Here is a 20,811-nt window from a genome sequence, read left to right on the forward strand (position 1 = left end):
TTATTGCGCGATAAATCGCGCCGCTACGAATTTTATGCGATTTGTATTTGCTGTTACTGAACGGCATTACGCCATTTTGCGACCAAATCCTGACGCCACCGGTCAAAATAACATCCTTAATCGCCGCCAGCCTTTTCCGCTGCAACACCACATCTTCGCCCCAATGATGTTTCCGCAACGCCGGTCTGAACGCTCAACAATCACTGGCCTCACCGGTCATCGCCTTACACTCTGCCTTCCACTGTTTTTCAGCCATTTAGCCGCTTTTTTTTCCCGCCTGATTGCCGGGTGGCAGATGGACTTTTTGACGATTTTTTATGTGTTGACAGAGAGTTAGTGCCGGTTTTTCAGATAAAGATTATACTTGCTCAACCGGCCGATCCTTCATAATCGACCCCACGTATTCACTTCATGAAATGGAATAAATATGACCAAGCTTAAAGCAGTAATCCCGGTTGCGGGTCTCGGTATGCATATGCTCCCTGCGACTAAAGCCATTCCGAAAGAGATGCTGCCTATCGTCGATAAACCAATGATTCAGTACATTGTCGACGAGTGCGTGGCGGCGGGCATCAAGGAGATTGTGCTGGTCACCCATGCTTCCAAAAATGCAGTGGAAAACCACTTCGATACCACCTACGAGCTGGAAGCGCTGCTTGAAGCGCGCGTAAAACGCCAGCTGCTGAGCGAAGTGCAGTCAATCTGCCCGCCGGGCGTGACTATCATGAACGTGCGTCAGGCGAACCCGCTGGGTCTTGGCCACTCGGTACTGTGTGCCCGTCCGATGATTGGCAACAACCCATTTGTGGTGGTCCTGCCAGACGTGCTGCTGGATGACTCCACCGCTGACCACCTGCGCTACAACCTTGCCGCGATGGTGGCACGCTTCGAAGAGACCGGCCGCAGCCAGGTTCTGGCGAAACACATGCCGGGCGAAGACCTGTCTGAGTATGGCGTGCTGACCACCGAGCAGCCGCTGGATAATCCGGGCGATATCAGCACCATCACTAACTTTGTGGAAAAACCCGAGCATCCGTCCGAGCTGAACTCAGACCTGACCGCCGTGGGCCGTTACGTGCTTTCTGCGGATATCTGGGGTGAACTGGAGCGCACGGAGCCAGGTGCCTGGGGCCGTATCCAGCTGACCGATGCCATCGCCTCTCTGAGCCAGAAAAAACCGGTTGATGCCCAGCTGCTGACCGGCACCAGCTTCGACTGCGGTCGTAAACTCGGCTATATGCAGGCCTTCGTCTCTTACGGTCTGCGCAACAACACGCAGGGCCGCGATTTCCGCGAAGCAATCCAAAAAATTCTGGCAAAATAATCTCTTTCCCCGCCGCGCAGGTTGCGCGGTTTTAAAGGAGTACACATGGCTATTTTGGTAACGGGCGGAGCAGGGTACATCGGCTCCCATACGGTGCTGGCGCTGTTAGAGCGCGGCGACGACGTTGTAGTCCTGGATAACCTTTGCAATGCCTCGCGCGAAGCAATCAATCGCGTTGAGAAGCTGGCCGGTAAGAAAGCGGTCTTCGTTGAAGGCGACATCCGCGACCGCGCCTGCCTGCGCGATCTGTTTGCCAGCAATGACATCTCAGCCGTGATTCACTTCGCCGCGCTGAAAGCGGTAGGCGAATCCACGCGCATGCCGCTGGAATATTACGAGAACAATGTCGCCGGGACCGTGGTGCTGCTGGAAGAGATGCGCGCCGCCGGCGTGTGGAACTTTATTTTCAGCTCATCCGCCACCGTATATGGCGCTGACGCACCGGTTCCGTACGTCGAAACGACGCCGATTGGTGGCACCACCAGTCCGTACGGCACCTCCAAGCTGATGATTGAGTTCGTGATGCGCGACTTCGCCAAAGCCGAGCCGAACTTCAAAGCCATCGCGCTGCGCTACTTCAACCCGGTCGGCGCGCACGAATCCGGTGAGATTGGCGAAGACCCAACCGGTATTCCGAACAACCTGCTGCCGTACATTGCGCAGGTGGCGATCGGGCGTCTGGACAAGCTGGGCGTGTTTGGCGATGACTACGACACACCAGACGGCACCTGCCAGCGCGACTACATTCACGTCGTCGACCTGGCGGAAGGGCACCTGAAAGCGCTGGATCACCTGCCAAAAGTTGAAGGCTACAAAGCTTACAACCTCGGCGGCGGCAAAGGCTTCTCGGTGCTGGAGATGATCAAGGCGTTTGAGCAGGCATCCGGTAAACAGATTCCGTTCGAGTTCAAACCGCGCCGCGACGGCGATCTGCCAGCGTTCTGGGCGGATGCCAGCCTGGCCAACAAAGAGCTCGACTGGCGCGTCACGCGCGATATCGATGCGATGATGCGCGATACGTGGAACTGGCAGTCGAAGAACCCGAATGGGTTTGAGTGACTAGTCGTAACACCAGTTAAGTTAAAAGCCTGTCATAGACAGGCTTTTTGCATTTCATCGGATTAGTCTAATCTTTGAGCACCATTGATTAGCTGTCACTTTCTTAAAGATTATGAAAATGCTAGGATTTGTGCTGTTTAAATTAGTGGCATGTTTGGTACGTATTTTAATGGCTAAAGATTCGCTCTCATAAGATTCAGTCCTGCATGTTTCCGCTATTAATCTATGATTTGTAAACGACTTTCGAAGGTGAACCTAATTTTTAGTACAGATTGGTTAGATTCAAACCTTATGTGCACTGGTAGCTGTGAGCCAGGGGCGGTAGCATTCATCTTTTGCTGAGAAGTCCAGCATAGAGTTGCAACATTAAGCGAAGCGCTTATCAACAAGGCATATTTGAGCAATATATATGAAGTATAATTTTGGCTATCTCATTGATCTTATTGCAGTAATCACAGAGAAAGAGTTAAAGGTACGATATAAAAGCAGTTTTCTAGGTTATCTATGGTCAATTGCAAATCCTTTACTTTTTGCAATGATTTATTATTTTATTTTTAAGTTGGTAATGAGAGTTCAAATACCAAATTATACAGTTTTTCTTATTACCGGATTATTTCCGTGGCAATGGTTTGCAAGCTCAGCTAATAATTCACTTTTTTCATTTATCGCCAACGCTCAAATCATAAAGAAAACTGTTTTTCCAAGGTCAGTTATTCCTTTTAGTAATGTGTTAATGGAGTTTTTGCATTTTCTTTGTACAATTCCAGTTATCGTTGTTTTTCTTTATATTTACGATATGAGCCCATCCATTTCCTGGCTATGGGGAATTCCATTGATAGGATTTGGACAAATGATGCTGACTTATGGCCTGGCATTAATGTTGTCGACACTGAATCTTTTCTTTCGAGACTTGGAAAGGTTTGTAAGTCTGGGGATTATGCTGATGTTTTATTGTACCCCTATTCTTTATTCAGTTGATTTAATTCCTGAAGCTTATAGATGGATTATAGGGACTAACCCTTTATCGCTAATGATTGTTTCATGGCGTGATCTTTTTATGCATGGTACGATAAATTACACTACTCTTTCGCATATTTATTTATCAGCGCTCGTAATGATGGTCGTTGGTGTTTGGGTATTCAATAAATTGAAATTCCGTTTCGCTGAGATTTTGTAATGACAGTAGCAATTGAATTTAAAAACGTAACTAAACGCTATCCTCTATATCATCATATCGGCTCAGGAATTAAGGAGCTAATTTTTAATCCCAAGAGAGCGTTATCAATGCTTTCTGGACGTTCGTATCTGGCCATTGAAGACATATGTTTTCAGGTTAATAAGGGTGAATCGGTAGCATTGATTGGACGAAATGGTGCGGGGAAAAGTACCTCATTATCGCTCGTCGCTGGTGTTATTAAGCCCACGAGTGGCAGCGTGGAAGTAAGCGGCCGAGTTGCATCAATGCTTGAGCTTGGTGGCGGTTTTCATCCTGAGTTGACCGGTCGGGAAAATATTCGGCTTAATGCGACGCTTTTGGGATTACGAAGAAAAGAACTTAATAAAAGAATAGATAAAATAATTGAATTTTCTGAATTAGGTGAATTCATTGATGAGCCGATCCGGGTTTACTCAAGTGGAATGCTCGCCAAATTGGGCTTTTCGGTAATAACTCAGGTTGATCCTGATATTCTTATAATCGATGAAGTCCTAGCAGTTGGTGATATAAGTTTTCAGAGGAAATGTATTAATACCATAAATGACTTCAAGAGTAAGGGTGTCACAATTCTTTTTGTAAGTCACAGTATGAGTGATATCGAAAAAGTATGTAATAAAGTTATCTGGATTGAGAATCATAAAGTCAGAAAGATTGGCGACAGCAAGAGTGTTATTGCTGAATATAAAGAATTTATGCAGCAATAATCTTGTAAGGAATAAGTGATGAAGAAAAATATTTTAATTGTAGGTGCTGGTTTTTCAGGTGCAGTTATTGCGCGAGAATTAGCTGAGCAAGGTCACAAAGTAAAAGTTATCGATGTTCGCAAACATGTTGCTGGAAATTGCTACAGCGAAATTGATGAAACAACCGGCGTTACGGTTCATACATATGGGCCTCATATTTTCCATACCGATAATGAAGAAGTCTGGAATTATCTGAACCTTTATACTGAGATGATGCCATATGTAAATCGTGTCAAAGCAACAGTAGATGGAAAAGTTTTTTCTTTGCCGATAAATTTACATACTATAAACCAATTTTTTGGCACAACGCTTTCTCCAGACGAAGCGAAAAAATATATAGAAGAGAAAGGTGAGTCTTCCATTATTAACCCACAAACCTTTGAAGAACAGGCCCTACGCTTTGTAGGTCGTGAGTTATACGAAGCTTTCTTCAAAGGGTACACCATCAAACAATGGGGAATGCAACCCTCACAACTGCCCGCTTCGATACTCAAAAGGCTTCCTGTTAGATTCAACTATGATGATAATTACTTTAATCATAAATTCCAGGGAATGCCTAGAGACGGCTATACAGTCATTGTTGAAAAAATTCTCACTCATGAAAACATTGAAGTTCAGCTAAATACTGAATTTGATAAAAATAGAATCAATGAATTTGATCATGTCTTCTATAGCGGTGCTCTTGATGGCTTTTATGAACATCAATTCGGCCGCTTAGGTTATAGAACCCTTGATTTTGAGAAGTTCTATCATGAAGGAGATTACCAGGGGTGTGCAGTAATGAATTACTGTGAACAAAAAGTACCCTATACTCGAATTACTGAACATAAATACTTTGCTCCCTGGGAAAAGCACGCTGGTTCAGTATGTTATAAAGAATATAGCCGTGCCTGTGAGGAAAATGATATTCCTTACTACCCGATCAGGCAGGTTGGTGAAATGCAAATGCTTGAAAAATACTTAGAGTTAGCTGAGCAGGAGCAAAAAATTACTTTTATTGGACGATTAGGAACATATCGTTATTTAGATATGGATGTTACGATTGCCGAAGCATTGAATACAGCTCGTGTCTATCTGGATACCATCAAAAACGAGAATCAGATGCCTGCATTTACGGTCAAGGTGAAATGAATATAACAGCTTTAATTGTTACGTATAATCGTTTGGACAAGTTAAAGCAAACCATTAAGGCAACCTTGGAGTTGCCTTTTAGTTTTGTGGTAGTTGTAAACAATGCTTCAACAGATCAAACGAAGGTGTGGTTAGACGCTATTGATGATAAACGCCTTATTATAATTGATGAAAAATTAAACTTAGGTGGTGCTGGTGGATTTAGAGCAGGTTCGAAATTTATTTCAGAAAACTTGCTAACGGATTGGATTACCTTTTATGACGATGATGCATGGCCTGCCAAAGATTTTATAAGTAACTTTGTGAAAAATAAACCTGATACAGATTCAGTCTATTGCGGTCGAGTGTTAGACAATAATGGACAAGATTGTAAAATGAACATCCCTTGGAAAAAAAGGCCGATTAATTTTTGTGAGAATTTAGGCTATTTTTTTGATCAAAAAAAATTCATAATAAACCCATTAGTTTCTGATGAAGCAATAACTTTTTCCTTTGTGGGAGTAGTCATTAGTAATAAAATTCTATCTAAATACTGGATGGAAATACAAGATCAGTTGTTTATTTATTATGACGATATTTTATTTTCATGGTTTCTAAAAAGGCGAGATATAAGCATAAAATATATTTCTTCTTTAGTATATCTTCATGATATTCATCATTATAAAAACGGATTATTACCTTCTTGGAAAGTTTATTATCTTGTCAGGAATCTCATTTTAAGCAGAAAGATTTATGGTGATTGTTCATTTTATAGCAGAGCGGCAATTTGGGTTAGGGTTCTTAAATATTTGTTACTCGGCGTGAAACAAAAAGAAAAGGTAAAATATTACCGATATATAATCTTAGGCGTGCTTGACGGTCTCCGGAACATTAGCGGAAAACGCCATTAACGGTGTTTAAATGAAAAAAATATGTTTTTTTATAAATTCTGACTGGTATTTTAAACTACATTGGGTTGATCGGGCTCGTGCTGCATTTGTCGAGGGTTATGAGATCCATATAATTAGTAACTTTAAAGATAAAGATGTAAAGGATTTTTTGATTAAAAATGGATTCATTTGTCATGATTCTAAAATTGATGAGTTATCATTGAACCCATTTCAATTTGTATTTCGTGGGGCAAGGGTTTTCAAAATAATAAAAAGGTTAAAGCCTGATATAATTCATTGTATTACGATAAAACCATGTTTGCTTGGTGGGCTAATTGCAAAATCATTGCAAGTCCCTATCATATTTAGTGTTGTAGGCCTTGGAAGAATCTTTACTGAAAGAGAATTAAAGTATAGGATGTTATATTTACCTATAAAAGTAATTTATCGTCTAGGTTTTTCTAACCCTCACTCACATGCCTTGTTTGAACACGAAGCTGATAAAGAAAAATTAGTTCAAACTTTAAAAATAGATTCAAAGAAATGTACGGTAATTGAAGGGGCTGGAGTTGATATCCAAGAATTTAGATATTTACCAGAACCCACACATTCAATTAAGAAAGTATTATTCGCTGGAAGGTTACTCTGGAGTAAAGGGTTAGGTGATTTAGTTAAAATAAAAAGAAACTTAAAATCACAAGGTAAAAATTTTCAACTTATAGTTGCTGGTATACCTATACCAAATGATCCTGATGCAATCACGCAAGAACAAATGGAAATTTGGCAATCTGATAATGAAATTCTTTGGGTGGGCCAATCGAGTAATATTCACTCCTTGATTGCTGAGGCTAATGTTGTAGCTCTTCCTACATATTATCCTGAGGGTATACCCAGGATACTTCTTGAAGCCGCATCGACAGGAAGAGCTATTATTTCATATGATTCAGGAGGGTGTAATAAGCTTTTGATTGATGGTGTTACAGGTTTTCTTATTAAAAAAAATGATTTGGCTACTTTCAGCGATAAACTAATACTCCTTTTAGAAGATGATGTGCTTAGAGGAAATATGGGATTAAAAGGCAGAGCACTTGTAGAAGAGAAATTTTCATCCGGTATCGTTAAAAGAAAGACTTTAAATTTATATCGTCACCTTTTAGCTTTGAAAGAGACTTGCTCGTGAAAGATTTAAATTTAATTCAACGTATAATATTTCCTAATCTTGATATCAAGGCAGTTGATACTTCTTATATTCGCCTCAAAAATGCATTAATGCGATATGACGAAAAAAAAGTATCATTCAATAAATGGGGGAGTGCAGATTTTAGTACTTACTATAATGCGTTGTCTCTAAATGTTTGGAAGTTGGAATGTGGTCTTAATACAGTTTGTTTAAAATTAATCGGGAAAGGGGAATTCACTGCTAACTTTTACTACTTGAATAAGAAAAATGAAAGAGTAAATATAGACTCTGTGTCATTTGAATTAAATGAATTTCATGAAAATTATATTTTATCATTGGATCTAAAAAAGTTACCTTATAGGGGCCTTATATGTTTTGAACTCATTGCCTTAAATGACGGCGCAGAGTTATCGTCTGGAGCATGGTACACACAAGATACTACTAAACGTGATGTTAAATTAGGAATTACCATAACACACTTTAACCGTAAGGCTTATGTGCTTCCTTCGATAAAGCGTGTTAAGACGGAACTATTAGAAGACCCCTTATACAAAGGAAAGATTGATTTTACAGTAGTAGACAACTCGCAGAATATTACCCAAGAAGAATCGATGGGGGTTAACGTGATCCCTAATAAAAATTTAGGCGGTTCTGGTGGTTTCATGCGTGGACTAATGCATTATAAAGATGCAGGAAACTATACGCATGTGCTTTTTATGGACGATGATGCTTCTTGTGAAATCGATACTATATGTCGCGCATTTAATATTCTGAGTTTTGCCCAAGAGGATTCTACGGCAATTGCAGGTGCTCTACTAAGAGAAGATATAAGCTACCTCCTCATTGAACAAGGTGCGTATTTCGACAGAGTTTGTATACCCTTATTTCATAATGAAGATGTACGAAGCAAATCTACTTTAACGAACATTGAGCATACTACGCGTCATGCTGGCTATGGCGCATGGTGGTTTTTCGCATTCCCTCTTGAACAACTTAAACATTGGAGTTTTCCGTTCTTTGTCCGTGGTGATGATGTATTATTTAGCATGACTAATAATTTCCATATTGTTACTTCAAATGGTATTGCATGCTATGGAGAGGATTTTTCCACAAAAGTAAGTGCTTTTACTCGCTATCTGGATTCTCGTTCTGGCTTAGTTAATATGTTGCTCCATGAAGACAGCTCCAAAAATGCTATTCGTGCACATGTTAATCTTACTATGTCGACATTATTCTCGGGACAATATAAGAGTCTCGACTGTATAAGAAAATCAATCTATGATGTTGATAAAGGAGCAAATTTTTGGTTAAGTAACATGGATACAACCGAAATTAGACAGTGGATAGGTGCACATACTGTTGATGAAAAAATGCTAAAAATTGATTTGCGCAAAATTAGTTATGATGTGAACAATAACGATGAAAGTAAAATTAGAAGATTTTTGAGATTAATTACTTTTAATGGACAGTTGTTACCATCAAACAAAAGGACTGTCCTTCAAAAAAAAGGTGCCAGAGCATCATTACGTCAAATATTTAGATACCAAAATATTATCTATTTTGATCAGGATACGAGTACTGGTTACATTACACAAATTAATCGACTCAAGTTTTTCAAATACCTGCTTCTTCTATTAAAGGATTGTGTTTTTTTGCGAGTTAATTTTAAAAAGATGAAGAAGATGTATTTAAGAGAACTCAATAATTTAACTTCTGAGAATATTTGGAAAGATAATTTTTAAACGAATATTGTGAGCGCCTGCAAGGCGCTCTTATTATTTCACTCTAATGTAATCATTATAGGCATCGCACATAGCATCTATATCTTTACGAGAAGGTTTCCACCCAAGAGTATTATTAGTATCAATGGTATCCAATAGGACATCTTTGTCAGCTATACCGAACTGCTCTGGATACAATAAAGTGAGACCGCATTTATCAAGTGCTGATAATGCTGGTTTGATGATCGCTGATGGAATAGGGATAACGATTGAACGTGAATTTGCATGTTTAATAATACCATGCAGCAATTCTTTTGTAGTGGGCGGGTTAGTAGACCCTAAGTTAAATGGCCCATGAGGACAACCTTTATCAACTGCAAGGATAGCAGCATCAACGCAATCATTAACACTTACCATTTGATAGCGATTGTTACCATTTCCAATCATCGGTACGGGTAAGCCTTTTGAGATTAATGCAAACAATTTTCCTAATATTCCTAGCCGGCCTGGACCAGTAATCAGGCGAGGCCTAAAAATCGTAGCATTTAATGAATTATATTTTCTAATTAATTTTTCAGCCTCAACTTTGCTTTCTCCATAAGGGCCTAAAGGATTCTGCGGATGAGTTGGGGGGACGGGACATGCTAAAGGAAGCCCATAAGTCATGTCGGTTGAGAAGAATATAAGTTTATCCGCACCTGCAGCATGCATAGTGGCTAACAGATTTGCTGTACCATCGACATTAACTTCATTAAACCACTCCTGACGGCATCTCTTAGGTACATTACCTGCAAATTGGCGAGCAGCAAGATGATAAACGACATCGTCTGGCTGTAATCCAATAACTTTTAATTCTTCTAAAGAACGTATGTCTCCTTTAATAAACTTAACTCTTTTTGAAAGCTCAATATCGTCATACGGTCGAATATCAAAATTTATTACTGTTTGGCCTCTGGATAGTAATTTCCTTGCTAATACTTGTCCAGTAAATCCACTACCACCTGTAATAATATGTCTCATATCATGCACTCCTTGAAATGAAAACAATTCCTGAGCAAATTAATGCTAGGCCAATTATACGCATCGTATTCACATCTTCCTTTAAGAAAAAGTATCCAATAATAGCAGTTATGATGTAACCTACTGAAAGTAGTGGGTATGCTAAGCTGACTTCTACCTTACCTAATACAGCCATCCAAAGGCCAATGCTAAAAACATAGCAACTCATTCCAGCTATAAACCATGGATTCAATATTAAAGAAATGCCAAAACTGATGTAATCAACTAATGCTGTAGGAATTGGTGGAATCGATAACATAGTTTTGCGTAATGCTACTTGCGCTAACGCGTTTAAAGAAACACTTGCTAATGCAATAAAAAAAGTAATTAGGCTCATTAAAGTCTCTCAATAGTTTGCGAATATAAAACTAATTAATACGATCACGCCAAGAAAAAGACTGGTCTTATCTTTGACTGCAAAAATTACCGGGTCATCATTTAACATTTTGCGATGACTCAATAGCCAAATACGGAGTGTCCATAAGAATACGCAAGCAGGTTCAAGTAGTAACCAATTTGGTGATGCATATTTAGAACTTACCATCGCTTCCTGAGTTAAAAACAACATCATAATTACAATTGAAGAAATTGAGCTTGCCACACCTAAGGATAAGGTAAGAGGCCAGTCAGTATGATTATAACCTCTCCCTTCAATAAAATTATTTCCAGTTGCAGGCATGCGCATAACTTCTACATGACGTTTTGAAAGTGCTAATGAAAAGAAGAACAATGCCGAAAAAGAGTTAAGCCACGGCGATAATGGTAAATTATTTACCGTAGAGCCGATAATTACACGTATTGTAAATAACGCTCCGATTATCGCAACGTCAAGTAGTGGAATGCGTTTTAGCTTGAATGAATATGCTATAGTCACTATAACATATAGAACTGCTGTTAAAAATGTCATCCATGAGATACTGGCAAGTGTTATTCCACCAACTAACAATAAAAAGATACCACCAAATACTGCTTCTTGTGTACTAATTGTACCTAATGCAATAGGGCGAAAGCGTTTTGTTCGATGTCTTCGATCTGACTCAATATCACAAAGGTCATTGATTATATAGGTGGCAGATGCAATGAGGCAAAAGGAAAAAAATGTCACAAAAGTAGAGATTATTGCATCCAGATTAGTCACAATATGTGCTAGTAATAAAGGAACAAATATTAGTAGGTTTTTTGCCCATTGATGTACCCGCAATTGCTTGATCCATTCGCGTACTTTACTAAAAGGCTCATCCTCAATAATCATATATGGTACAGATAATTTCTTTACTTCGCTTAATTGCCTTTTTCCTTGGCCAACTAAAATTGCTGTAACAGATTCACGCCAAATTGGAAGATCAGCTTTGTGATCTCCTGCATAAATGAAACCCTCTGGAAAGTTTGTTTTAAGCCATTCCAGTTTGTTTTTACCTTTTAAATTTACTTGACTTTCTGAACCTTGCACCTTATCGAATAGTTGAAGGTGTTCTTGGACATTATTTGCAATTTTATGGTTCGCAGCAGTGACAAGTAATACTGCACGCCCTTTATTTTTTTCTTTTTCTATCAGGCATAATAAACTATTTCGATAACAAAAAACATCAGCATTCATCTCAAAGATATCTGTAACTGTATGTTTAAAAAAAGACCTTCCTTTGAGTAACGCGGGTGCTAAACGAAAATTCTAGCTGGGTTGTTTAGTAAAGAAGAAATTAAACCCTCATGTAGACTGTCAGTTTTGATCAAGGTCCCATCTAAATCAATGATCAGTGGTATGTTCAGATTTATTGCATCAAGATCACTCAGTTGCATTTTTATTCCTCAACCTAAAAAGAACTTCCAATAGTGTCAAAAAAAGTTTCACATTTTAACTGTTTTTCTCCAATACTGGAAGTATATAACTGTTGCCTCATAAACTTAATTCATAGTGCTGCCACAAATTTATAATAAAATGAACATGTAATTGTATGTTCTTTATCAGAAATTGGCCGATCTTTGTTCATTGGCAGCGTTTTTTGTTGTCAAAATTGCTGTCTTTTAGTTCCAAAGTAAAGTAAATTATTGTATTTGTTTGTGTTTTTTTTCGAAAAATAGATAGAGGGTTATTTTTTGAACTGTCATCCAGAAGCATTCAAAACTACCTTTTTTAGAAGATAGTGGGTTAACATGTTCGCTACTTATTCACCTCATGTTACTGATAACATGATGCATGACCTTCAGACAGGAGTATGTATGTCCAAGCAACAGATTGGCGTAGTTGGTATGGCTGTAATGGGCCGCAACCTGGCTCTTAACATTGAGAGTCGTGGTTACACTGTTTCTATCTTTAACCGTTCACGCGAGAAAACAGATGAAGTCATGGCGGAGAACCCAGGCAAAAATCTCGCGCCTTACTACAGCGTTGAAGAATTTGTTGAATCACTGGAAAAACCCCGCCGCATCCTTCTGATGGTACAGGCAGGCGAAGCGACTGATAAAACCATCGCTTCACTGACGCCACACCTTGATAAGGGCGACATCCTGATTGATGGTGGTAACACCTTCTATAAAGACACTATCCGTCGTAATAAAGAACTGTCTGATCAGGGTTTCAACTTCATCGGTACCGGTGTCTCCGGCGGCGAAGAGGGCGCACTGAAAGGCCCATCGATCATGCCTGGCGGTCAGAAAGAAGCGTATGAACTGGTAGCGCCAATTCTGGATAAAATTGCTGCACGTGCAGAAGACGGTGAAGCCTGCGTTACTTACATTGGTCCGGACGGTGCAGGCCACTACGTTAAGATGGTGCATAACGGTATCGAGTATGGCGATATGCAGCTGATTGCAGAAGCATACGCTTTATTGAAAGGCGCACTCGGTCTGAACAATGAAGAGCTGGCTAAAACCTTTACTGACTGGAACAACGGTGAGCTGAGCAGCTACCTGATCGACATCACTAAAGATATCTTCACCAAGAAAGATGAAGACGGTAAATACCTGGTTGATGTGATTCTGGATGAGGCAGCCAACAAAGGTACCGGTAAATGGACCAGCCAGAGCTCCCTGGACCTTGGCGAGCCACTTTCTCTGATCACTGAGTCTGTGTTCGCACGTTACCTCTCTTCACTCAAGTCACAGCGTGTTGCAGCTTCTAAAGTGCTGAGCGGCCCTCAGGCGCAAGCCTTCACCGGTGACAAAGCTGAGTTCATTGAGAAAGTGCGCCGTGCACTGTATCTGGGTAAGATCGTTTCTTATGCTCAGGGCTTCTCTCAGCTGCGTGCGGCTTCAGAAGAGAACAACTGGGATCTGCATTACGGTGAAATCGCGAAGATCTTCCGTGCTGGTTGCATCATCCGTGCACAGTTCCTGCAGAAAATTACTGATGCTTACGCGAACGATGCTAACATCGCAAACCTGTTGCTGGATCCCTACTTCAAAAACATCGCTGATGAATATCAGCAGGCGCTGCGTGATGTTGTCTCTTATGCCATCCAGAACGGTATTCCAACGCCAACCTTCTCAGCGGCAATTGCATACTACGATAGCTATCGCTCAGAAGTGCTGCCTGCCAACCTGATTCAGGCGCAGCGCGACTACTTTGGTGCGCACACTTATAAGCGTATTGATAAAGACGGTGTGTTCCATACCGAGTGGCTTTTCTAAGAAGAGCGCCATATTATAAACCAGTTGCATTAGCAGCTGGTTTTTTTTTATAAAATGATCATTTTTTCTTTTATGTTATTCACTTTTAGGAAAAGTAATGGGAATCAAAGGAATTATTAGTTTAGTCTCTAACTCTTCTACACAACTTTATATCAAAAGATTTAATAATGGTAATCTTTCCAATGGGTTGTTGTTTTTTTTGTTGCTAACATTTTTTTTTATTTTTAGTCTTGGTCAGTTCACAAATGTTTATATCCGACATGACGATTGGGAGTTTATGACGCGCCTTGCACCTGATATGAAGGGGTTCGTCTCTCCATGGGATAAAACCCTTCTGGAAGGAAGGTGGATAAACTATTTATGGTCTTATATAGCATATTATTTACCAGCTAAGACCGTGTATTGTTTATTTATATTCGGTTATGCGCTATTTTGCTGGCGGGCTTCATTGGTTATTACTGATAATACCAAAACTACATTCATTGCGGCAGTATTGTTTTTTTTATGCCCTGCTTATGCTGATTTATCCTTTTGGCCGGCAACATTGTCACCTTCTGTATGGATTGTGACGGTTATATTATGTTTTTTTTATATTAAAGAGAGTGTTTCGTTTCTATTTATAATTGTTAGTGCTGTGCTAATGCTTACTTATCAGCCAATGATTCCGGCATGTTTTTTATTGTTTTCTATAAGAATGAAAACATGTGCATCCACCATTAAAATAGGTATTTATTATTACGTTGGCTATGTTATAGGCGTTATTGTTATTTATATTCTTAATTACCATTTTCATGATTATTTAGGGGTTAAAATTGCTGACTGGAGACATCCTAATCCAGTTCACTCATTTAGTGATCTTATTAATAATTTTAAGAAGAGTATGCATACGTGGCATGATATATTTTTATATTATAATTGGGTTGTAATTTCTTCTCTATTGGGCTTATTAGTGATCGCAAAAATAAGTAGTGGAATGTTTATGCGATTGCTTGTAGCTGTTATAATGATAATGTTCTTTGAAACGCTTATGCAAACCTACACTGGTGTTGATATTCCTGCAAGATCTCTAATCTGGCCTTGGGTTTTCTTTGTAAGCGTTTTCTCGATTCTGGCTAATAACTTTTCCTATAATTCTATCAGGCTTATTAAACCAGCCATTTTTCTTTCTGCATTTATCATTTTTATAAGTTGCTTCCATTTAGGGTTCGTTAACTGGATTGGGTTTTATACTTATGAAAATCGATTTTCACAATATGAGGACTACCTTGGCAATTACCTTAAGAGCCAACCTAATCAACAAGTCTTTGTTTGTGGCGATTTTTCAAAAGTGCAAGGTTACCAGCGTCATGATTTCAAAGAGCTGGCTCTAGCTATATGGAAAAAACACGCTATTAATATAACTCCACTACCTGATAATAAATGCGATGAAAAGAATTTACAGTTAGGGATTAATATATTGAACGGTGTAAGTTATTATCGTGTGAATTGATTATTTAACAATAATTTCTTTTCAGAGGCTAAGTGCAGCCTCTGAAAATAAGAAAATATCAGATTCTGAATTATGAAGCATTTAGAGATCATCCTTCTTTAAATTTAGCATATTTAAATATAAAGCATGGGGAGGTTTTCTTTGCAGTAATTTTAATAATTGACGTTCAAATGACTAGAGAAAAATAATATTATAGTAATTCCTGACTTCCGAAGTCCTTAAGTAAAAAATGAGGCAATTCAAATAATCAGTCAACCTATTTTGCATTTTTTAAAATCAACTTCACTTCAGTTCAAACTATTCCTATTAATATGTTTGAATGAAAATTTTTTTTGAAATACGTGGACATGAGAGGTCGGTTAATACTATAACCCTTAAGGCTGAAGTTAATTTTAGATTATTTTCCGCCATGGGTTTAGATTGGCCAATATTCATTTATCAAAATATTATTCCGCCTATAATTGTATAGGAAGTATAATGCTGGGATTTTAATTAGTTTATAAAAACATCCCAGTTTATTTCAATATTCTAATTGCGTAATTTTTAATGTACAACTGGGCTTTTGTTCATATATATGAGTATAACTGACTTATATAGGATACTAATTTTTAATAATACTCAATGGGAGTTGAGATGAATACACTCGTAATAGCTAATCCCTATTCTCAATATTTGAAGAGAGGAATAATGCCATCATACCAGTTCAGCCACATTAAAAAATAGAGTTTCATTAAACCCACATAACATTTTATCAAACTATCTCCTTAGGGAGACAGTTTTTTTCAAGTATTTTAGTGTGAATATATTTGGTCATTTATATTGAACCTCGGTTTGAAATTGTGCTTCGAAAACCAATAATTAAAATCTATATGTCCGATTTATCAGTAAGTTCAGGCCGCGGCCTGAACTTTTGATTATTACTTCTCTATATATTTTTCCTTTAATTGAGAGAAGTTTATTATATCTTCTTTTTCGTTAAGAATTATATCTTGTTTATTTTCCTCATTTTTAATTCTTTCTAAGCTAACATCATATCCCATCATATCCAAGATGGTGTATTTGAGAAGATTGGTTGAGATGTAATCATTTCCTCTACGATGTTGTGAGAACCGCTTGCAAAAATCGCTTTGAGTCATGATAAGTGGCACTTTATACATCTCATTTTCAGTTGTGGGAAATCCGTGTCCGGCACCCACAACTTCACCATGATCAGAAACATAAACGAATTGATAGTCTTTTAAATAAATATTTGCAAGTGATAGTATTTTATTTAGGATGTAATCAACTTGATAGACTGACGTGTCATATGGATCTGGAAATTCCACAGGAGGTCTTTTTTGGAAGGACCCATAGGGCAGATGATTTCCCATTAAATGAATAACAAAAAAGTTATGTTCTTTAGACTCTTTAAAGTAATGTTCAATCGCTGGAACTAAATTTTCATCTTCTCCTTCTTTAATTTCAAAGCCAGTATTGTTTCCTTCGGGAGTTTGAAGTACATCAGCATACTGAGCAATATACCCAAAAGGTTTGTTCCACATATTTTTTTGCATTTGAGCATCGAACCAATGAGTTTTGTACGACGCTGATTTTGCTAATTCGATAAGATTTTTATAGTTGAATAAATTGTCCCTCTCGCTAGGTGTTTCTAATGAAGTTAGCATCGGCACTGCAAGTCTGGTTTGTGCGGCAGGGGAGTGAACACGATCAATGACACATAATTTATTTTGCTCTTTTAAAAGGGATAAATTCGGCGTGGTGTTTTTAGTATAACCATAAATACCATAACGTTCTGGGTTGGATGACTCGCCAATAACATAAATAATGTTTTTTATTTTTTTCTTGGTAGCATCAAATTTAATAAACTCTGGTGTTTCATTATGATTTTTTTTGTCATACTTATAACTATTTACTGCATTTTCAGAGTAAATAGAAAGTGCTGATATTGTAATGCCAAACAATATCTTATATTGATCAAGATACGGCTGGGAGATAAAGGTAGGTGAGTACTTGATATTGTTAGCGTAGAATTGTAGACCCCATTCATTTATTCCATTAGAAATCGGCTTCCCTAAAAGTATAAAGATGGCAACAATTAATATAGTACGTTCTTTTCTAGAGTAGTTTGCATGAGATATATTAATTGCTAGAAATATAGTTAAGCATAAAACGAAAAGGAACAGTAAAAGGAAACTTAACCCAAAAGTCTTAATTGTTCCATATGATACTCCTAAGTTTACACCCAAAGTCGACATCACCATGCTAGTCGAAATATCACCATATTTATAAATTATGAAAATCGTCAAAATGGAAATTACAACGAGATTTACTACTAAAAAATTTCTCAGTAAATTATTTTTAACGCAGAATATGATTCTAGCGAAAAAAAAAGTAGTAAAGAATGTTGTAAAAAAAACGTGTGAAGGCTTATCCCAACATAAATACATAGATGCTAAAAATATCAATATGTAAAGAAATCTTCTTGTCTTGATGTAATTGAGCCATGTTTGGAATTGCTGCACTAATCACTCCATTAGGTATTTAAGCGATTTGGATTTGATAATATTATCGCATAGTATGATGAAAATTAAGCCAAATTAGCACGAAATTGTCATGCCTTCAATTTATTCATAAAATCAAGGGTTACATACTCATCCTCTGGGGTGCTTTGTGTCCATTTTTCGGTATTATAAATTTTTCCATTCAGGAGATTCCATTTCAACACTTCCTATACCACCAGCAACTCCCCCTTACGTCCCGCATTCTCCCCCGCCAGCCTCACCACCAGCATCCCAGCCGTGACAAACTTGGTCAGGTTTCGTGCATACAGCACGCCGCCAAACTCAGCGACCAGTGGTGTCACGTAGTCATTGATCGGGTCGACAACCTCCGCCACCACTTCGCCCGCTTTAACCCACTCACCTAATTTTCTGCGGTTCAGCAGCAGTCCGGAGTGAGGTGCGTGGATGTACTCACAGCCCGCCAGCTGGGTTGGTGCATGGATCAGGGCAGGGGAGTCTCCGGTTTCTCCAGCAATATATCCCCCTTCTTTCAGCGCATTGATAATCGCATCCGCATCTTTCTCCGCCTGTTCCGGCGACACATCGGCTACGCCGCGCAGTTCCAGCGTCACCGGCAGCAGGCCACGCGGCATCGGGTAGTCCTTGCCAAAACGTTCAGCCAGCGTCAGCCAGGGTTCGCAGCAGGCCTCATCAAACGGCTCTCCACCGGAGATCTGCGCCAGTAGCTGCACTTCACTGCCAAGCCAGCGCGCCAGCGGCTCAATTTCAGGCCAGGCGTGCGGTGTGGTGTAAAGATGCGGCAAGGCATCCCAGTCGCAGTGCAGGTCAATCATCAGGTCTGCCTGGCTGGCCATGCGCATCAGGATGAAGCGCTGGGCCTCCAGTTCGGTTTTGGCGATGCGGTCGCGGTAGTGACGATCGATGGCGTCGCGAATCAGTCGTTTGTTTTCATATTCACTCTGGGTCAGCGAGCCCGCCAGTTCTGCCGCCAGCGTATCGCCCAGCGCCGGGAAGCGACGGTTAAAATCCTGACCAGAAAGAGTATGAAAACGTCCGAGGTGAGTGCCGTGCCAGTGTTGACCCAGCGCGAGCGGATTCGCGACCGGCACCAAAGTGACTTTGGCTTTTAGCTTGCCCGCCGACTCCAGCGCCAGCAGCTTCTGCTTGAGATACCACGCCACCGCCATACCCGGCAGTTCATCGCCGTGCAGCGCCGCCTGAATATACACCCGCTGCTGTGAGTCGGTGCCGAAGTGGAAGCTGACAATTTCCCGCTGGGTGCCCAGCGTCGCGCTTAACAAAGGATGATGTTGTTGTTGCATAACGCTGTCGATGTCCTGTGTCTGGGGCACGCTCGTGGCCGCGCCGCATGAAATTGATGAAGGGAATTATAGTTCTGCTGGAAAAAGGGCGGCAAATGCGCCGCCCCATCGATCACGGCTTAATAGAGATATCCGTCGCAAAATACTTCTTCTGCAAGGTATCAAAGGTACCGTTCTTTTTGATTTCCGCGAAGGCGTTGTCCAGCGCGGTTTTTAATTCGGTGTCGCCTTTGCGCAGGCCGATGGCGGTGCCGGGGCCGATAATCGGATCCTGCACAATCGGGCCAGCCAGCTCGAAATCTTTGCCCTGCGGATGTTTCAGGAAGCCGTTTGCGGCCTGTGCGGCATCGGTGAACACCACGTCAAGGCGTCCGGAAATCAGGTCGCTCTCAACCTGTGCCTGATCGCCATACGGCACCACGTTCACGCCGTGCGGCTGCCATTTTGCCAGCGCGTAGCGCTCCTGCACGGTACCCTGTTCCACGCCCACGGTTTTGCCTTTCAGCGATTCCGCGGTGGGCAGCAGGCCGGAGCCTTTACGCGCAATCAGCTGAGTGTGGGTGTCATACAGCGGCACGGTGAAGTCGATCTGCTTCAGACGCTCTTCGGTGATACCCATATCCGACAGGATGGCGTCAAACTTACGCGCCTTCAGCGCCGGGATCATGCCGTCGAACTGGCTCTCGACCCACACGCATTTGGCCTGCATCTGCGCGCACAGCGCATTGCCGAGGTCGATGTCAAACCCGACCAGCTTGCCCTGCGGCGTTTTGGATTCAAAAGGGGGATAGGTTGGATCAACGGCGAAACGCACCTGATCGATTTTTGCCTGAGCGCCGAACGCGCAGCCTGCCAGCACAGCCAGTGCCAGCGTCTGGCGCAGACGGGCGGTAAAACGGGAACTTGCCATAGTTGCGGTCTTCTTTTGTCGTGATGATAAGTCATCGAGAGTACCGCTCAGCGTGGTGTATGGCAATTAGAGTATTATTTTCATCACGTTACCATTATGCAGTGCGCGGTAATCCTCCACCTGCAGTACCACCGACTTCTCCAGCAGTCCGGCGTTAAAGGCAATTTCGTTGTAGCGCTCGAACAGCAGCGGGTCCACCACCAGCTGTAAATCCGCATGAAAGCTAAACGGCGGAATCGCGCCAAACACGCAGCCGGTCAGCGCATCCACTTCAGCCGGCGAGGCCAGCGAGGCGCGACGGCCACCCACGGCGGCTGCCACTTTATTCAGGTCAGCCTGCTGGTCGGCTGGCAGCACCGCCAGCACATGCTGTTTGATGCCGTTGCCCTTGACGTGACACACCAGCGCTTTGGCGCCTTGTCCCACTTCCGTGCCACGAATCGCGGCCACGGCTTCACATTTACCGGTCGCTTCATGCTCCATGAGTCGGTAACGGGCGTTGTGCTGATCGAGCAGGGCGAGCAGTTTTTCATGCGTGGTCATGGGGATTTCCATTCTGATGAAGCGCAATTGATCGCACTCTTTTGCGAAGTATGCTGCTCAAAATCGAGCCAGAAAGCCCGTTTTGAGCAGCATGGC

General features: G+C 40.9%; 17 protein-coding genes and 1 pseudogene. 11 read left to right on the plus strand and 7 right to left on the minus strand.

What is annotated here, in order from left to right; genetic code table 11:
* The first annotated feature begins 34 nt into the window (after nucleotides 1-34).
* The 9 genes from H7K56_RS12435 (at nucleotide 35) to H7K56_RS12475 (ending at nucleotide 9,264) form a co-directional block, all read left to right on the plus strand.
* On the plus strand, nucleotides 35-337 hold the full coding sequence (locus H7K56_RS12435; protein ID WP_150360807.1) for a hypothetical protein: 303 nt from the start codon (nucleotides 35-37) through the stop codon (nucleotides 335-337).
* A 90-nt stretch (nucleotides 338-427) separates the two neighbouring features.
* Nucleotides 428-1,324 (plus strand): UTP--glucose-1-phosphate uridylyltransferase GalF, encoded by an 897-nt coding sequence (gene galF, locus H7K56_RS12440; protein WP_150360808.1) that lies wholly within the window; start codon nucleotides 428-430, stop codon nucleotides 1,322-1,324.
* Between the two features lie 45 nt (nucleotides 1,325-1,369).
* Entirely contained in the window at nucleotides 1,370-2,383 is a 1,014-nt protein-coding gene (gene galE / locus H7K56_RS12445) for a UDP-glucose 4-epimerase GalE (protein WP_150360809.1), read from the plus strand.
* 409 nt (nucleotides 2,384-2,792) lie between these two features.
* Nucleotides 2,793-3,560, plus strand: coding sequence for an ABC transporter permease (locus tag H7K56_RS12450; RefSeq protein WP_150360810.1), 768 nt, complete (start codon nucleotides 2,793-2,795; stop codon nucleotides 3,558-3,560).
* On the plus strand, nucleotides 3,560-4,303 hold the full coding sequence (locus tag H7K56_RS12455; RefSeq protein ID WP_150360811.1) for an ABC transporter ATP-binding protein: 744 nt from the start codon (nucleotides 3,560-3,562) through the stop codon (nucleotides 4,301-4,303). Before H7K56_RS12450 ends, H7K56_RS12455 begins: the two co-directional genes overlap by 1 nt.
* A gap of 15 nt (nucleotides 4,304-4,318) precedes the next feature.
* Complete coding sequence (gene glf, locus H7K56_RS12460) at nucleotides 4,319-5,473, plus strand: UDP-galactopyranose mutase (protein WP_150360812.1); 1,155 nt, start codon at nucleotides 4,319-4,321, stop codon at nucleotides 5,471-5,473.
* Nucleotides 5,470-6,363, plus strand: coding sequence for a glycosyltransferase (locus H7K56_RS12465; protein WP_150360813.1), 894 nt, complete (start codon nucleotides 5,470-5,472; stop codon nucleotides 6,361-6,363). Before glf ends, H7K56_RS12465 begins: the two co-directional genes overlap by 4 nt.
* Nucleotides 6,364-6,373: 10 nt before the next feature.
* Nucleotides 6,374-7,522, plus strand: coding sequence for a glycosyltransferase family 4 protein (locus tag H7K56_RS12470; protein ID WP_150360814.1), 1,149 nt, complete (start codon nucleotides 6,374-6,376; stop codon nucleotides 7,520-7,522).
* Entirely contained in the window at nucleotides 7,519-9,264 is a 1,746-nt protein-coding gene (locus tag H7K56_RS12475) for a glycosyltransferase (protein ID WP_150360815.1), read from the plus strand. Before H7K56_RS12470 ends, H7K56_RS12475 begins: the two co-directional genes overlap by 4 nt.
* A 33-nt stretch (nucleotides 9,265-9,297) precedes the next feature.
* Here H7K56_RS12475 and H7K56_RS12480 read toward each other — a convergent pair whose 3' ends face one another.
* The 3 genes and pseudogenes from H7K56_RS12480 to H7K56_RS12490 form a co-directional block, all read right to left on the minus strand.
* Complete coding sequence (locus H7K56_RS12480; protein WP_150360816.1) at nucleotides 9,298-10,263, minus strand: NAD-dependent epimerase/dehydratase family protein; 966 nt, start codon at nucleotides 10,261-10,263, stop codon at nucleotides 9,298-9,300.
* A 1-nt stretch (nucleotide 10,264) separates the two neighbouring features.
* The gene (locus H7K56_RS12485) at nucleotides 10,265-10,639 is read right to left on the minus strand and encodes an SMR family transporter (protein ID WP_150360817.1); all 375 of its coding nucleotides are present in this window, start codon (nucleotides 10,637-10,639) and stop codon (nucleotides 10,265-10,267) included.
* A gap of 9 nt (nucleotides 10,640-10,648) precedes the next feature.
* Nucleotides 10,649-11,956 (minus strand): annotated as a pseudogene (locus H7K56_RS12490) (UbiA family prenyltransferase); the annotation flags it as partial.
* A 563-nt stretch (nucleotides 11,957-12,519) separates the two neighbouring features.
* On the opposite strand from H7K56_RS12490, the gene gnd reads away from it, so the two are divergent.
* The gene (gene gnd, locus H7K56_RS12495; protein ID WP_150360848.1) at nucleotides 12,520-13,929 is read left to right on the plus strand and encodes an NADP-dependent phosphogluconate dehydrogenase; all 1,410 of its coding nucleotides are present in this window, start codon (nucleotides 12,520-12,522) and stop codon (nucleotides 13,927-13,929) included.
* Between the two features lie 97 nt (nucleotides 13,930-14,026).
* The gene (locus H7K56_RS12500; RefSeq protein WP_150360818.1) at nucleotides 14,027-15,418 is read left to right on the plus strand and encodes a hypothetical protein; all 1,392 of its coding nucleotides are present in this window, start codon (nucleotides 14,027-14,029) and stop codon (nucleotides 15,416-15,418) included.
* A gap of 917 nt (nucleotides 15,419-16,335) precedes the next feature.
* Here the strand turns inward: H7K56_RS12500 and H7K56_RS12505 are convergent.
* From H7K56_RS12505 to H7K56_RS12520, 4 genes are all read right to left on the minus strand, one after another.
* The gene (locus H7K56_RS12505; RefSeq protein ID WP_150360819.1) at nucleotides 16,336-17,940 is read right to left on the minus strand and encodes a phosphoethanolamine transferase; all 1,605 of its coding nucleotides are present in this window, start codon (nucleotides 17,938-17,940) and stop codon (nucleotides 16,336-16,338) included.
* A gap of 206 nt (nucleotides 17,941-18,146) precedes the next feature.
* Complete coding sequence (locus tag H7K56_RS12510) at nucleotides 18,147-19,262, minus strand: succinylglutamate desuccinylase/aspartoacylase family protein (RefSeq protein WP_150360820.1); 1,116 nt, start codon at nucleotides 19,260-19,262, stop codon at nucleotides 18,147-18,149.
* Between the two features lie 112 nt (nucleotides 19,263-19,374).
* Complete coding sequence (locus tag H7K56_RS12515; RefSeq protein ID WP_058782016.1) at nucleotides 19,375-20,172, minus strand: ABC transporter substrate-binding protein; 798 nt, start codon at nucleotides 20,170-20,172, stop codon at nucleotides 19,375-19,377.
* Between the two features lie 66 nt (nucleotides 20,173-20,238).
* Nucleotides 20,239-20,715, minus strand: a complete 477-nt coding sequence (locus tag H7K56_RS12520; RefSeq protein ID WP_150360821.1) for a YbaK/prolyl-tRNA synthetase associated domain-containing protein — start codon at nucleotides 20,713-20,715, stop codon at nucleotides 20,239-20,241.
* Nucleotides 20,716-20,811: the final 96 nt, after the last annotated feature.

Origin of the sequence: Pantoea dispersa, from assembly GCF_014155765.1 — a bacterium.
GTDB lineage: Bacteria > Pseudomonadota > Gammaproteobacteria > Enterobacterales > Enterobacteriaceae > Pantoea > Pantoea dispersa.

What these genes read in the sequence shown, in the direction of transcription:
- H7K56_RS12455 (WP_150360811.1), top strand. Translation starts at nt 3,560, where the DNA reads ATGACAGTAGCAATTGAATTTAAAAACGTAACTAAACGCTATCCTCTA.
- H7K56_RS12450 (WP_150360810.1), top strand. Translation starts at nt 2,793, where the DNA reads ATGAAGTATAATTTTGGCTATCTCATTGATCTTATTGCAGTAATCACA.
- gnd (WP_150360848.1), top strand. Translation starts at nt 12,520, where the DNA reads ATGTCCAAGCAACAGATTGGCGTAGTTGGTATGGCTGTAATGGGCCGC.
- H7K56_RS12510 (WP_150360820.1), bottom strand. Translation starts at nt 19,262, where the DNA reads ATGCAACAACAACATCATCCTTTGTTAAGCGCGACGCTGGGCACCCAG.
- H7K56_RS12515 (WP_058782016.1), bottom strand. Translation starts at nt 20,172, where the DNA reads ATGGCAAGTTCCCGTTTTACCGCCCGTCTGCGCCAGACGCTGGCACTG.
- H7K56_RS12520 (WP_150360821.1), bottom strand. Translation starts at nt 20,715, where the DNA reads ATGACCACGCATGAAAAACTGCTCGCCCTGCTCGATCAGCACAACGCC.
- H7K56_RS12485 (WP_150360817.1), bottom strand. Translation starts at nt 10,639, where the DNA reads ATGAGCCTAATTACTTTTTTTATTGCATTAGCAAGTGTTTCTTTAAAC.
- H7K56_RS12470 (WP_150360814.1), top strand. Translation starts at nt 6,374, where the DNA reads ATGAAAAAAATATGTTTTTTTATAAATTCTGACTGGTATTTTAAACTA.
- galE (WP_150360809.1), top strand. Translation starts at nt 1,370, where the DNA reads ATGGCTATTTTGGTAACGGGCGGAGCAGGGTACATCGGCTCCCATACG.
- H7K56_RS12435 (WP_150360807.1), top strand. Translation starts at nt 35, where the DNA reads ATGCGATTTGTATTTGCTGTTACTGAACGGCATTACGCCATTTTGCGA.
- H7K56_RS12465 (WP_150360813.1), top strand. Translation starts at nt 5,470, where the DNA reads ATGAATATAACAGCTTTAATTGTTACGTATAATCGTTTGGACAAGTTA.
- galF (WP_150360808.1), top strand. Translation starts at nt 428, where the DNA reads ATGACCAAGCTTAAAGCAGTAATCCCGGTTGCGGGTCTCGGTATGCAT.
- H7K56_RS12500 (WP_150360818.1), top strand. Translation starts at nt 14,027, where the DNA reads ATGGGAATCAAAGGAATTATTAGTTTAGTCTCTAACTCTTCTACACAA.
- H7K56_RS12480 (WP_150360816.1), bottom strand. Translation starts at nt 10,263, where the DNA reads ATGAGACATATTATTACAGGTGGTAGTGGATTTACTGGACAAGTATTA.